Raw genomic sequence first — 14,255 nt, 5'->3', positions numbered from 1 at the left:
GCCTCGTCGCCAGCTAAATACGGCTTAGCCGCCCTGTTTGACCGACTGCCATTTCTTGATGATTTCAGCGCGGTGCAATGCCGATTTAGCGAAATCCATGGGGTACAGAACCTTGGATACGTCACTGGGCAAGCCGGCTTTTATTGAGGCCGCGGATGGCGTGGCGCCCGGAATCGTCACGATTTCCTTGTACTTCTTGTACAAGGCGGCGGCTTCCGGCGACAAGGTCCAATCGAGAAAACGCTTGGAATCGGCCACGTTTTGCGAGCTCTTCATCAAGCCCGAAGCCTCCAGCTCGTAGCCATCGTAATCGCTGGGTATTACCATTTTGACGGGAAAGCCCTGTTCAATGGATTGCATGGCCGGAAAGGCAAACGAGGCGCCTATCGCGTATTCACCTGTACGCGCCATTTTGCACGGCTTGGAGCCCGAATCGGTATATTGCGCCACATTCTTGTTCAGCTCGGAAATAAGTTTCCAGCCGTTCTCGTCGCCCATGCCCTGAATCAGAGCCGCTATTTGCAAGTAGCCCGTGCCCGATGCAGCCGGGTTGGGCATGACTATTTCGCCTTTATAAACCGGGTTGGTCAGATCCTTCCATGACGCCGGCATGGGCAGCTTCTTGGCCTTGAGCCTGTCGGTATTCACGCAAAATGCCGCCATATATCCGGTCGCGGCGAACCACTTGCCATCCTTTCCCTTGTACATGGCCGGCAGCGCCGAAGCCGATTTTGGCTCGTACGCCTGCAATAAAGCCTGAATGCGCGGATCGAGCATATTGGTGACGGCAAACCCCCAGACCACGTCGTTGCGCGGATTCTTCGCCTCGGCCAGCAAGCGCGCGCCCATATCGCCGGTGGACAGGCGCAATACGTGCACCGTGATGTCAGGCATGGTTTTTTTGGCCGCGGCCAGGTACTCGGAAATTTCATCATCTTCGAGCGCGGTGTAGACGGTAATGGCTCCGGCCTGCGCGGTTCTCCATCCGAAGGCGCTAAGCAAGGCTGTTGCTAAAACGAGTTTATGTGAAGCTTTCATGGTATCTCCTGATTCTTTTAGGAATATTCAACAACTCTTACTTCCAAACAGACCTTCTGCACCGTTCATTTTCGGTGAAAACCCCCGGACATTGCGGCGTCCGATTGTGGTTTGTTGCTATTTTGTGGAAATTTGCTTATTTTTGCAAGTATGGGTAGACTAAAAAAAATAAATTCACTGCCTAAAAAATTGAAAATTCATATAACTATTTGTTATTACTAACTATTTTTAAAGAATCATGCAATGAATAATTTTCAGATCGAGCAGGCATCGCTGATCGAAATGGCGGATTTCGCTCAGGAAATCGCCACCGAAGTCCGTAAAATCTCGCTGAAATGGTTTCGTCACCCACTCACTATCGACACCAAGGCCGACGAAAGCCCTGTCACGATTGCCGACCGGCAAGTCGAACAGGCGCTGCGCACGGCGATCAACCGCCGCTATCCGCAACACGGCATCCTCGGCGAAGAATTCGGCCTGAACAATGTCGATGCCGAGTTCGTCTGGTCGATCGATCCCATCGACGGCACGCGCAGCTTTATTTCCGGCCATCCGTTATGGGGCTGCTTGCTGGCGCTGCTGCACCGCGGACAACCCGTTATGGGGCTTATCGACATACCCGCCACATCAGAGCGCTGGCTTCGCATAGACCAACAACCCGCCATCTTCGCCGGCCAGCCCTGCCGCACGCGCCGCACAACGTCGCTGGATTCGGCCATTTTGTATTCCACCACGCCCGATATTTTTACCGGCCCCGAAGTACAGGCCTTTGAGTCACTGAGCCAGTCGGTCTATCTGCGCCGCTTCGGCGGCGATTGCTACAGTTACGGCATGCTGGCCTCAGGCCATATCGACCTGGTCATGGAGGCCGGCCTGCAGCCTTACGATTACCTGGCCGTGGCGCCCATTATCGAAGGCGCCGGCGGTATCATTACCAATTGGCAGGGCGAGCCCCTGGGCCTGCAATCGGGCGGCCAGGTGCTGGCTTCGGCCAACGCCGTGCTGCATCGGCAGGCGCTGGCGCGCATCGCCGCCTAAGCACTCGCCCGTCAACCATCACACGCCAGCTTTCGCAACCAATACCACCGAAGACTTTGGGGATGACAAATGCAAGAACGAGCCGTCAAGACCACCGATGACGCAATACGTTTAGTCCAGGAAAGCGGCCTGTCGCATTTCAAGATCGGGCTGTCCGATATCGACGGCATCATGCGCGGCAAATACATGCGCAAAGAAAAATTTTTATCCGCCCTTAAATCGGGTCTGGCCTTTTGCGACGTTGTCATGGGGTGGGATTCCAACGACATCCTGTACGACAACGTGCAGTTCACAGGCTGGCATACGGCCTACCCAGACGCTCAGGTGCGCATCGATCCCACCACGTGCCGCCGCCTGCCGCTGGAAAAAGGCCCCAACGGCGAAAACATGCTGTTCTTCATTGCCGAACTGGACGGCCGCGCCGCCGAAATCTGCCCGCGCCGGGTCCTGCACCGCACGCTGGATCGCGCCCGCGATATGGGTTTCGATGTGTTTTCGGCGCTGGAATACGAATTTTTCATGTTCAACGAAACGCCCAAATCCGTGCGGGAAAAAAACTACCGCAACCTGGAAACCTGGACGCCGGGAAACTTTGGCTATTCGGTATTGCGCAGCACCGTCAATTCGGACTTTTATACGCAGTTGATCGACATGACCGAAAAAATGGATATGCCGATTGAAAGCCTGCATACCGAAACAGGCCCCGGTGTGCTGGAAGCGGCCATCGCCGTCGACAGCATGGCCAACGCCGCCGACAAAGGTTTTTTGTTCAAGACATTCAGCAAGGCACTGGCCGAACAGCACGGCCTGATGGCCACCTTCATGGCCAAATGGTCGGCCCAGCACGCCGGCCAAAGCGGCCATATCCATCTGTCGATGCGCGATCGCGCAAGCGGCAAGAATGCGTTTTTCGACGCATCGCAAGAACATGGCATCAGCACGAAGCAGCGCCAGTTCATAGCCGGCCTGCAGCGCTATCTGCCTGAATTCATGGCCATGTACGCGCAAACCGTCAATAGCTATTCACGCCTGGTGCCCGGTTACTGGGCGCCGCTCGACGCCACCTGGGGTATCGAAAACCGCACCACCGCGCTGCGCGTCATTCCCGGTTCGGACTCGTCACAGCGCGTCGAAGTGCGCATCGGCTCGGCAGACGCCAATCCCTTTCTGGCGCTCGCCGCCGCGCTGGGGTCTGGACTGGCGGGCATTGAGCAGGAACTCACCCCGGACCCCATGGTCACCGGCAACGCCTATACCCAAACATTTCCCGACCACCTGCGCTTGCCCCTTACTTTATGGGAGGCGGCGCAACGTCTGCGCCGGTCCGACACCGCGCGATCCGTGTTCGGCGATCCGTTCGTCGAGCACTTTGCCGCCACCCGCGAATGGGAAGAGCGCCAGTTCCGCCGCCACGTCACCGACTGGGAACTGGCCCGTTATTTCGAGATCATATAATCGCCGCACCCGACATCACAGGACCCTCATGCCATCCGAATTAATCACCGTGAGCCCGATCAACGGGCAAGAACTGTTGCGCCGCGCCTATACCGGCGAGGCCGAGATTGCCCGCATCGTGCAGCAGGCCCGCACGGCCCAGAAAGCCTGGGCCGCCCGATCTCTGGACGAACGCTGCAAAGCCGTGAGCGCCGCCGTCGCACGCTTTGTCGCAAACAAAAGCGACATCGCGCTGGCGATCACCCGGCAAATGGGCCGGCCGCTGCGCTATACGCCCAACGAAGTGGCCGGCTTCGAAGAACGCGCCCATCACATGATCTCGATCGCGGCCCAGGCCCTGGCGCCCATCGAAATACCGCAAAAAGACACGCTGACGCGTTTCATCGCGCGCGAGCCGGTGGGCGTCGTGTTCACCATCGCCCCCTGGAACTATCCCTTGCTCACGGCCGTCAACAGCATCGTCCCCGCGCTGGTGGCCGGCAACAGCGTCATTCTTAAACACTCCGACCAGACGCCCTTGTGCGCCGAGCTGATGGTTCAGGCCTTTGCCGAGTCGGGCCTGCCCGCAGGCGTTTTTCAGTTTGTTCATGCCACGCACGACACGGTGCGGCGCTTGATCCAGGCGCCCGAGATCAACTATGTGTCATTCACCGGCTCGGTGCCTGGCGGTCACGCGGTCGAGGCCGCCGCCGCCGGCCGCTTCATCGGCCTGGGCCTGGAACTGGGCGGCAACGATCCGGCCTATGTACGCGCCGATGCCGACCTGGCGCAAGCCGTCGATACCCTGGTCGACGGGGCCTACTTCAATTCCGGACAATCGTGTTGCGGCATCCAGCGCATTTACGTGGCACAAAGCGTTTATCAGGAATTCGTCGAGCGTGCCGTGGCCTTGACCAACCAATACGTGCTGGGCGATCCGCTCGATCCCGGCACCACATTGGGTCCTGTCGTGCGCGCGAGCGCGGCAAAAGAAATCCACGGTGTCGTCGACGAGGCGATACGCAAAGGCGCATCCAACCTGATCGATGCCGGGCGATTCGGCATGGCGCAAGCCGGCAACGCCTACGTCGCCCCGGCACTACTCACCAATGTCAATCACGACATGGCCGTCATGAACGACGAATGCTTCGGGCCAGTCGTGGGCATTATGCCGGTCAAGGACGATGCGCAGGCCATCGCGCTGATGAACGACAGCCCTTACGGCCTGACAGCCTGCGTCTTCACCCGCGATATGCAGGCTGCGCTGCGCATCGGCGGCCAGATTGAAACCGGCACATTCTTCATGAACCGCTGCGACTACCTGGATCCGGCGTTGGCCTGGACCGGTGTTAAAAACACCGGCCACGGCGTGTCGCTCTCGGCACTGGGCTACGAGCCCGTCACACAAGCCAAATCCTATCACCTCCGTTCTTTGTAGAACTCCACCATGAACTCATTGCACGTTAACTGGAACTACCCCACCGCCGTTAAAGCCGGCCCAGGCCGCATCAAGGAGCTACCCTCCTTTTGCAAGCAACTGGGCATGACCCGCCCCCTGCTGATTACCGATCCCGGACTGGCGGCGCTGCCCATGGTCGACGCGCTGGTCATTGCATGCAGACAGACCGGGCTGGATTGCTCCTTGTTCGCCCACATCAAAGGCAACCCCACCGGCACTAACGTCAGCGACGGCGTGGCCGCCTTTAACGCCGGCCGCCATGATGGCGTGATCGCCTTTGGCGGCGGCTCGGCGCTCGATGCCGCCAAGGCAGTGGCGCTCCTGGCCGGGCAAACCCGGCCGCTCTGGGACTTTGAAGATGTGGGCGATAACTACCTGCGCGTCAATGAAGCGGGCATGGCACCTGTCGTTGCGGTGCCCACGACCGCCGGCACCGGGTCTGAAGTAGGACGCGCGTCGGTCATCACCGACGAGGCGGCTCACGTCAAACGCATTATCTTCCATCCACGGATGTTGCCCGCCATCGTTATTCTGGACGCGGAACTCAGCGTGGGCCTGCCCGCCCGGCTGACGGCCGCTACCGGCATGGACGCCTTGTCGCACAATCTGGAAGCCCTATGCTCGCCCTTCTACCATCCCATGGCGCACGGCATTGCCCTTGAAGGCATACGCCTGGTTCAGCAGTATCTGCCCACCGCCGTCAAAGACGGCGCCAACATCGAAGCGCGCCACCATATGCTGGTGGCTTCGGCCATGGGCGCCACGGCGTTTCAAAAAGGCCTGGGCGCCATGCACGCGCTGGCGCATCCGCTGGGCGCCGTGTACGACGCGCACCATGGCACGCTGAACGCCATCCTGATGCCCTATGTCCTGGTTGCCAACCGATCGGCCATCGCCACCAAGATCGCCGCGCTGGCGCGCTACATGAACCTGCCCGATGCCAGCTTTGAAGGCTTTCTGGACTGGGTGTTGAAAATGCGCCAGGCCATAGGCATCCCTCACACGCTGGCCGAAATCGGCATCCCCGCGGACCGGGCGGACGATATCGGCCGCATGGCCGTCGCAGACGGCTCTTCGCACACCAACCCGATCAGCTACAGCCCGCAACAGTATTCGGAGATTCTGAACAAAGCCATCTCGGGCATACTTTAAAGGACTGCGGCCATGGCCCGAATCGGCATCGCCGGATTTTTGCACGAGACCAATACGTTCGCTCAAGGTCTCACGCCCCTGGCCCGCTTTGTCGAGGCCGACGCCTGGCCGGGCCTGATTGAAGACGCCGAAATCCCGGCCGCCACTCGCGGCATGAATCTGGCCATCAGCGGATTCATCCAGGCCATGGAAAAAACCGGGCACACACTGGTTCCCCTCTTATGGTGCTCGGCCAACCCCTCGGGGCCGGTCGAACAAAGCGCCTACGACACCGTGGTTGCAAGCCTGGAACGCAAGCTGGATCAGAACCAACCGCTGGATGCCTTGTTTCTGGATTTACACGGCGCCATGGTCACGCAAAACCTGGAGGATGGCGAAGGCGAACTATTACACCGCCTGCGCGCCCGGCTGGGCGCGGATATCCCGATCGTGGCCGCACTGGATTTCCACGCCAATATCTCGGACGCCATGCTGAAAAACGCCGATGCCCTGGTCGCCTACCGCAGCTACCCGCATGTGGACATGGCCGATACCGGGCAACGCGCCTGTGCACTGTTGCTGCGCCGGCTGGCCGGCCACCCTTTATTTGCCGCGATGCGCCGCGCGCCCTTCCTGATTCCCATGCCCTGGCAAAGCACACTGGCCGAGCCGGCACGCCGACTGATGGCAAACGCACAGGCCTTGCAAAACGACACCGTGCTGGAGGCGCAATTCATTCCCGGTTTTCCGCTGGCCGACATCCGCGACAGCGGCCCCAGCGTCCTGGTCTACGCCGGCAACCAGGAGGCCGCCGATCAGGCGGCCGACCGCCTGCACCAAGAGGTCATGCAGGCCAAACCCGCATTTCACGGCAGGCTGTACTCCATCAGCGATGCCCTCACCTTGCCTGCCCCCGGACAACGCCTGATTTTGGCCGATACGCAAGACAATCCGGGCGGCGGCGGCTCGGGCGACACCACCGATCTGCTGCACGCATTGCTGCGCAACAACGTTCACCAGGCTTGCGCCGGAATCGTCTGCGACCCGGCGTTTGCAGCAGCGGCCCATGCCGCAGGGACAGATCAAACGCTAACCCATGCGCTGGGCGGCCACAGCGGTGTGGGAGCGCCCAGCCTTGTGACGTCGTTTACCGTGGTCGCGCTGGGCGATGGGAAGTTTACCGGCACCGGGCCTTTTTACCTGGGCTGCCGCATGGATCTGGGCCCCATGGCCCGGGTGCGCACGCAAGGCCTGGATATTGTCGTATCGAGCCGCAAGCAACAAGCCGCCGATCAGGCCATGTTTCGCCATGTAGGCGCCGAGCCCGCCGACTACAAAATACTGGTGCTGAAAAGCACGGTGCATTTCCGGGCCGACTTTGCCAGCCTGGCCGACGACATCCGGGTGGTGGCCGCGCCCGGCGCCAATACCGCCGATCTGCACACCCTGCACTACCGGCGCCTGCGGCCGGGTGTGGAAATTTTGTAGCGTGGGGTCTGATCAGGCACTTGCCGCGGGGACCATTTCGGTTTCGAATTGCGCAGGCATCACAATTTCCAGCATTTCAAGGTCGTCGCTATGGGCAATTTCCCGATGGTGAATTCCCGGCGGCTGGTACACCGACGAGCCCCGTTCCAGCCGTACCGGGCCATACCCTTCGTATTCGAACTCGACCCAGCCTTGCAGCACAAAGACAAACTGAAATTCCACCTTATGGCAATGCAGCGTGCTGACGTGCTCGGTTCCCGGCACCGCACGAATCACATGTGCCACCACCTGCCCTTGCGTGGCCGCATTGATGCCCAGATCGCGATACTCGAAGAAAGACCGCATGCCGCGTTCAAAGCCCCCCTCGCGCGCATGAGAAACCACCAACCCGGAAGCGTTCATATTTGACCCTTGAAAATCGATAAACGTCCGCTGCGGCAATGGCGGAACCTGCTCGAGCCGCGACAGGCCAAGGCGATAGGCACGAGCCGTCCAGGCGGGCACTTCATTATAAAGCGAGGTGGCCTTGAATTTCCGTCAAACAGCCCATATCTAGGCTACAATAGCCGTACTGGGGTCGACTTGGCTTCGACGTGGGTCGCGAAACAGTGTAGGGCATGCCGAGCACCAGTCAGCTCGTAAATCCACTGGAACAAATACAAACGCTAACGGTCTACCCCCCAAATTATCCATATTTGCAGTAAAATAAGCATAGTGTGTTGAAATTAAATGATTTTATAGAGTTATGTAAGTATGGCTCTATCCATAAGTATCCATAGTTCATTCTTTTAGTGAGTGGGCAACGAACCAATAATGCAACAAAACTAACTTATTGAAGTTGTATTACCAACCACAAAACCGGGGCCGATCTGGATTCGACGTGGATTGCGAAACAGCGTAGAGCATGCCGAGCACCAGTAAGCTCGTAAATCCACTGGAACACTACAAACGCAAACGACTCGCGTTTCGCTTTAGCCGCTTAGTTGCGGTAAGCCGCTGCACCGGTTTGTCTTTGGACCGGGTGGGGTAAAACCTACAGCAGCGTCACTTACAAAGAATCGGGGCTAATCAGGTCGCTGGGTTAGCACTTAAACAAAACGCGAATCGCCAGGAAAGGGCCCGTCAGTTGGCATGAGTCCACGGTTAAAACTTAAAATGATCTGACTACGCATGTAGAACTACCTGTAGAGGATTTGCGGACGCGGGTTCAATTCCCGCCGGCTCCACCAATCTTTGATCTCGAAGTGTATTCGAGGTTGTGTGCCGTTAAGCATAAAACTGCCACTCGGAGGCGTTATGCTTTATTTCCCGATCGGCAACATCATGCTTTTTCGGGATCCGGGGCTAGTATCAAGAGTTTTGCCCAAGCATCGTAGAGAAGCCAGTCAGTCTTGACTGGCTTTTTTAATTTCCGAATCAGCTCCCAGCAATCATGCTCTTGGCTGTAGTGCTTTACGCGGCTCTACCCACGGACGGGCGCCCTCATCAGACCGGCGGCATTGGGTCGAGGCTGCGTAGAAACGTACGCTCGCCAAGGACGTCTGCAATATCGATCGCTCAGATTGACGTAGGATCAATTTTCTTGGCTTCGCCAAGGGGTCAAGGACCCTAGAAATCGTCAGTGAATCGCGTTTTCACACACCCTCGGTCGCATTCGGACTCTTGCGTATGACTACAATCGGCCTATTGTGTTGAAAAACTCCCAATGAACGGTTTTTAAACCATCCAACGGGGTACTGACCCCTTGCTCGACAGGCGATCGTGGCATACATGCGATTCTGGAGGGTCGTTTTTTTCACGATCCGAATTCGATGGTCAAGAATCGAGTTTTTCAACATAATAGGCCAGAAGCTGCCCTTCAAGTCTTTATGGTGAATGACCGCTCCAGACTCGAATCGGCTCGATACCTCGCGAACGAAGCGCCGCAACATCTCACCGAATGTACATTTTCCTCAGTCAGAATGCGCCAGGGGACATACTCTTCCATTGGAAGCTAAGCCTCAGTGCTACTCGTTACTTTTTATCCATATCTTTCAGTGCCCGGGCTAATGCCGCCGCACTAGAGGTATTGCTCAATAGTTCTTTTACGTCCTTGGCGCTCGAACTGTAAGCGAGCGAGTCTTTAACAATCTTTCTGACAGCAGAGTCTAGGTCTACCGAGCCAAATAGTCCAAGTTTGCGGCCCATCGCCCTAGAGCCAAGTGCAGTCATCGAGTCGTGCGATGGCATTCGCCGTAAGCTATCAATCTCGCTTTTTAAGTTGGAGATGATGTGTTGAGACTCGGCGTCTTGTTTCTTTAATTCTGTCAACTCATGGATTTGATTTTCCATAGCACGTAACGAGGCTTCTTTATTTTCCACCTCTGCCTGAGCTTCTTTCAACGTAGAAACCAGATCCTGAACAAAGCCGCCCATTTCATCGGCGCTGCCAGCCATGCGGTTGAATATCGTAAGGAAGTAGGATACAAGTGGATTGTCAGAAAAGTTTGGATAGCGAATTTGATGGTCTATTTCGCTCCAACCTTCTTCGAAAATTGTGCGAACCTGCAATTCAAACTTAATGGGTTCTTGCACCGGCTGACTTGAAAGAACGTAATGAATTGAGCGATATCCTGCTGGGTGCTTCTTTACACTAAAGCTTTTAGATTGAACCGGCGGTTGATCTCCCTCCCTTATATAAATGATGGGCTTCTCCAGCGGTTTCCATAGCTCACGGAGAGCAGCATCAATGCGATAGCAATCCACCTTGAACAAATGGATGGCGCGAAGGCCGATCAAATCGGTAATCTTCTCCGTGTAATTCTCTCGGGTGATTGTTAGATATTTTGATGATCCCTCGAATCGCTTTCGTACGATTTTCTCGAGCACATGTTCAGTATCCTTGATTCGCCACCGAACCGAATGAACTTGTGGCAACTGTTGTATAGGCTTTACTAGGAACTCAGCAGCATTGCCCAGTGCTATCTTGCGAGCTTCATAGTGATCTGCAATTTCGACTAATTGCTCCCAGGTAAAACCACTTCGCTCCCATACTTCGCTCGAAATTGCGTTTCTTTCTAAGAAGGTGGGTAGATCACGAGTAAACATAGCGATGCTCTGGTTGTAAAAACTTGTTAATCTTACCCGTTACCAGTACCTCAAGGCTTGCGAGATGTCCAACCCATTTACAGGAAATTGGTCCAGCATGAAATGGAAAAGCAGAAATCTTCGCGGGTTGGCCGAACTCATATGTGGCAACGTAGGCCCTGACGGCGTCAGCGACTTTCGGTATCGGTCCAGCATGTACCTGACCGAGTTCTTTCAAGACTGTAATCTGGACTACACCCATGACGGCTCATCGCGATCCCCGTGGGTCGCCAGCCGTCTAGAGGAAGTCCTTGCGCAACCCCATCGGGGGCCAACAGTACCACCAGACGCCTTCATTCGAATAATTCGCGCCGTTCTGGACAAAAGCGATGCGCAGAAAGGCGATCCAGACAGGAGTAAGGCCCTCGCCGCTTTAAATACGGTCTTGACTCGCGAAGGATGGGAAGCCTTCTACGACGAACATAGCATCGGGCAGCTTCGCCATACGGCCACGAATACCATCGCTGAGATGGCAAACCCGCATCGACCATTGACGCCAGTTGAGCTTCAACGAAGAGAGCAATTGACAGCTTACCTGGACAGATGCACCGAAGACGAGCTTATCGAGGAAGTATTACTGCCGCTTTTTCGGCAGCTTGGATTCCATCGCATAACTGCGGCCGGGCACAAAGACAAAGCGCTGGAGTACGGCAAAGACATGTGGATGAAGTACACGTTACCGACACTCCATGTCCTCTACTTCGGCATACAGGCCAAGAAGGGCAAGCTGGACTCCGCAGGCGTCGGCAAGGCAGGATCCGCCAATGTAGCCGAAATTCACAACCAGGTGACGATGATGCTCGGCCACGAAATATTCGATCCTGAGCTGAACCGGCGTGTGCTGGTGGACCACGCGTTCATCGTCGCAGGCGGCGAGATCACCAAACAGGCCCGCAATTGGATCGGCAACAAGTTAGATGCGTCAAAGCGTTCACAGGTCATGTTCATGGATAGGGATGACATCCTAAACCTGTTCATTGTTACCAACCTGCCGTTGCCAAAGAATGCGCTGCCTCAAGATAAGGTGCTCGATCCGTTCCCAGACGACATACCGTTCTAGGCCATCAGGTGCAAACCCCAGGGTTCTTCAAAGAGGAGGCACAAAGCACAAAAACTAAAATACCTTGTCTGCTTTGGACGTCCTACGGTCTGACTGCGCTGGTCGCCAGACTAAGAGTAGAAGCGCACGCATCGAAGCCAAAACACCCTGTAAAATAGGGGCAGTTTTATCACTGAACGATTGGCAGCCTTATGGTTTAAAAGAAGACAATCGGCAAAGATATCCTTTATCCATAAAGTGCATGGGGTTTACGCTCCCCAGGGAACAGAGGAGCTAGCGGTAGCTTTATGCTTTAATTTCCGGCGGGATTATGCTTAACGACACAGGTTGTCGTACCCAAACCCATAACGTGGCCAAATTGCTGGGTTATGGTTTTTTTGAATGGCCACATCATGCTTTATGACGGACGGCATGCTAGGGCGGAAATTTTTGCATAAAAAGAACATTGAAAGTAAGCGTGTGAGGAACACAGATTGACTGAGCACCTGGTGTTTTGATACTCAAGTGAGCGAAACTACTCTTTTTGCTCGGGCGGCTCCAATAAAGCGACCGGCGGTAAGTTCAGGGCTTGAGCCAGACGCAGGATGTTCAGAAGTGAAATGTTGCGCTGCCCTCGCTCCACCCCGCTGACATAGCTGCGAGCGATTCCACTGATCAGCGCGAGTTGTTCCTGGGACACGCCTTGCGCTTTACGAAGCTGCGCAAGCCTGCGACCGAAAAAAATAAGTGGAGATGGGGGTGGTATGTGTCTGTCATTCATATCTCCGGCATGCTATGAATATATGCAAGATGAGTCCACGCTATATAAGTACACTCTCTATAAGTGACATTTGTCATTTACCTTTGTATACTTTCCTCAAAATGGATTTGGTTCTGTGAAGCTTGCATGGTGCTGGGTCGGCATGGATGCGCTAACGCCCTTGAAGCATGCGAGCTGGGGAATACCGCGTGTACCGAGTCCCAACGCGATCACTGGTTACCAACGGGAGTTCCGATGTTCTATACCTATGACAACGCTGAGACCCCCATGGGTGCCTGGTTCGAAAAGGGATCAAGAAGTTGGCGTTTTATCGAGTGGAGCTTGAATATCCCATGGTTTTGGGTAACGATCGTTTTATCCGATGGAGAGGCAAGCTGGACTGATACGTTAATGTTTTATCTGCCCCAAGACATAGCAGACCTGATTGAGCAACGCGCGAACAACCTCAAAGCAATAGACGTACAACTGGTCAGTCCACCGCGCATGAACGGGACCACGAAATGGTCGATGGAGCCGTTAGCGGAAATCGTGTCTGGAATTGCGCTCGAAACAAGCCGCCCAGTCCACGTCTATAAATGTGTCAACGGAAAATCCTACATGGATGAGGATGAAGTTGATGCGGTGCTCGAATTAAAGAATCAACGCATTATTTTCTCGGCGTCCATGGCAGTGGGCGGGCACGACGAACGTTAAATTTCGGCTCTCCCAAGCCGGCCCTTGGTCGAAAGATGAGGCCTACCTGTCTCGTCAATTTATGAGAAAGGTATCATATAAGCAACGGATTATTGCCGAGATTGTAGATGCTATTTGGCAAAATGGGCCGCTGCTTGAAGAATCGATTTCCCAAGCAAATCGTACAGGTGCTCAAAGGAGCTCAGTGCTATTGTTAGCCATAGCGCTACTGGAGGTGTCGCTCGGGACTCATCACTGAATCGAACCAAAAGCGCGTTCTCATGTTTGCCGAAGGTACCCATAAGGCCGCTCCAGTTCGGATGTGCGAATTCGCTAATGCTTTCGTATACGTGCATGAGCCCCGGAACAGGCAGAAAGCTCTCTGTCGCCCGGATCGCGTCAAGCACATGAACGGGAGAAGGGTCTTTTTCGTCACCGTTTCTAGACCCGACGATGATTCTTTGAACCTGTGTGTATAGGACCGCAACGTCAGACGTTTTTTCGAATTTTTCTAAAGCCCGAAGGATGAATCCCAAGACTGCAATAGTTTCGAGCATCGATCTCACAAGGATTGAGGCGCTCAGGTAACGTCTAGAGTCAAGCAAAGCAAGTACGTCATCCCCGAGGGCCACGACGCGGTGGATCGATAATTCCCGGGCAACCAACATATAAAACACGGTCTTGTGATCGATGCCTTGTTGGACCGCATCGACCGTTGCAGGTAGAGCCTGCTTCAGCCGCATGGCGATCTCCCTTGCTTCTTTCAGTGCTTCCATTGTCAGTTCCGTTTCGTTCGCTCCCGATATCAGATCTTTTGCGCTTGTGCTCATGCAAGAGAGCTTGTGGAAAAACGCATTGCGTGCATGTGTACTCGGTCACCCAATGATGAACCTTGACTGGCAGATGCTACCTAGTCGCAGTGAGTGATCTAGGGCCTAACTTCGGGTGCATTGTACAAATGTCCGTACCTGGCCGTTTATTGTCTCTGGGGGAAAAGCCGGATCAATAGGCCATCGAATATAGATCTGATCCAAGGCTTGGTATTTCGC

The 14,255-nt window shown here is 55.4% G+C and carries 12 protein-coding genes and 1 other RNA gene; 8 read left to right on the top strand and 5 right to left on the bottom strand.

The window, feature by feature from the left end:
* Window positions 1-24 precede the first annotated feature (24 nt).
* Window positions 25-1,038, bottom strand: coding sequence for an ABC transporter substrate-binding protein (locus EDC26_RS11285; RefSeq protein ID WP_132582600.1), 1,014 nt, complete (start codon window positions 1,036-1,038; stop codon window positions 25-27).
* A 243-nt stretch (window positions 1,039-1,281) separates the two neighbouring features.
* Here EDC26_RS11285 and hisN point away from each other — a divergent pair, with 243 nt between their 5' ends.
* The 5 genes from hisN (at window position 1,282) to EDC26_RS11260 (ending at window position 7,588) form a co-directional block, all read left to right on the top strand.
* Window positions 1,282-2,076: a histidinol-phosphatase gene (hisN, locus tag EDC26_RS11280; protein ID WP_132582598.1), complete on the top strand. Its 795-nt coding sequence runs from the start codon at window positions 1,282-1,284 to the stop codon at window positions 2,074-2,076.
* 69 nt (window positions 2,077-2,145) lie between these two features.
* A complete protein-coding gene (locus tag EDC26_RS11275) occupies window positions 2,146-3,531 on the top strand; it encodes a glutamine synthetase family protein (RefSeq protein ID WP_132582596.1) in 1,386 nt (461 codons plus the stop codon).
* A gap of 28 nt (window positions 3,532-3,559) precedes the next feature.
* Window positions 3,560-4,948: an aldehyde dehydrogenase family protein gene (locus EDC26_RS11270; protein ID WP_132582594.1), complete on the top strand. Its 1,389-nt coding sequence runs from the start codon at window positions 3,560-3,562 to the stop codon at window positions 4,946-4,948.
* Between the two features lie 9 nt (window positions 4,949-4,957).
* On the top strand, window positions 4,958-6,121 hold the full coding sequence (locus EDC26_RS11265; protein WP_132582592.1) for an iron-containing alcohol dehydrogenase: 1,164 nt from the start codon (window positions 4,958-4,960) through the stop codon (window positions 6,119-6,121).
* A gap of 12 nt (window positions 6,122-6,133) precedes the next feature.
* On the top strand, window positions 6,134-7,588 hold the full coding sequence (locus EDC26_RS11260) for a M81 family metallopeptidase (protein ID WP_132582590.1): 1,455 nt from the start codon (window positions 6,134-6,136) through the stop codon (window positions 7,586-7,588).
* 12 nt (window positions 7,589-7,600) lie between these two features.
* On the opposite strand, the gene EDC26_RS11255 is transcribed toward EDC26_RS11260, so the two are convergent.
* The gene (locus EDC26_RS11255; protein ID WP_132582588.1) at window positions 7,601-7,990 is read right to left on the bottom strand and encodes a cupin domain-containing protein; all 390 of its coding nucleotides are present in this window, start codon (window positions 7,988-7,990) and stop codon (window positions 7,601-7,603) included.
* 458 nt (window positions 7,991-8,448) lie between these two features.
* Between EDC26_RS11255 and ssrA the strand changes: the two genes are divergently transcribed.
* Window positions 8,449-8,817, top strand: a transfer-messenger RNA (tmRNA) gene (gene ssrA, locus EDC26_RS11250).
* Between the two features lie 784 nt (window positions 8,818-9,601).
* Here the strand turns inward: ssrA and EDC26_RS11245 are convergent.
* Window positions 9,602-10,675: a RelA/SpoT domain-containing protein gene (locus EDC26_RS11245; protein WP_132582586.1), complete on the bottom strand. Its 1,074-nt coding sequence runs from the start codon at window positions 10,673-10,675 to the stop codon at window positions 9,602-9,604.
* A gap of 97 nt (window positions 10,676-10,772) precedes the next feature.
* Here EDC26_RS11245 and EDC26_RS11240 point away from each other — a divergent pair, with 97 nt between their 5' ends.
* Window positions 10,773-11,774, top strand: a complete 1,002-nt coding sequence (locus EDC26_RS11240) for a PDDEXK family nuclease (protein WP_132582584.1) — start codon at window positions 10,773-10,775, stop codon at window positions 11,772-11,774.
* A 514-nt stretch (window positions 11,775-12,288) separates the two neighbouring features.
* Here EDC26_RS11240 and EDC26_RS11235 read toward each other — a convergent pair.
* Window positions 12,289-12,534 carry a helix-turn-helix domain-containing protein gene (locus EDC26_RS11235; protein ID WP_132582582.1) on the bottom strand — a complete coding sequence of 82 codons (246 nt, stop codon included), beginning with the start codon at window positions 12,532-12,534 and terminating at the stop codon, window positions 12,289-12,291.
* A gap of 234 nt (window positions 12,535-12,768) precedes the next feature.
* Here EDC26_RS11235 and EDC26_RS11230 point away from each other — a divergent pair, with 234 nt between their 5' ends.
* Window positions 12,769-13,227, top strand: a complete 459-nt coding sequence (locus tag EDC26_RS11230; protein WP_132582580.1) for a hypothetical protein — start codon at window positions 12,769-12,771, stop codon at window positions 13,225-13,227.
* 110 nt (window positions 13,228-13,337) lie between these two features.
* Here EDC26_RS11230 and EDC26_RS11225 read toward each other — a convergent pair whose 3' ends face one another.
* Window positions 13,338-13,982 carry a hypothetical protein gene (locus EDC26_RS11225; protein WP_132582578.1) on the bottom strand — a complete coding sequence of 215 codons (645 nt, stop codon included), beginning with the start codon at window positions 13,980-13,982 and terminating at the stop codon, window positions 13,338-13,340.
* Window positions 13,983-14,255 lie beyond the last annotated feature (273 nt).

Source organism: Paralcaligenes ureilyticus (assembly GCF_004346225.1).
In the GTDB taxonomy this organism is placed as follows: Bacteria; Pseudomonadota; Gammaproteobacteria; order Burkholderiales; family Burkholderiaceae_B; genus Paralcaligenes; species Paralcaligenes ureilyticus.
The sequence above is the reverse complement of the archived record's forward strand: the minus strand, read 5'-3'. Positions and strand labels throughout refer to the sequence as shown.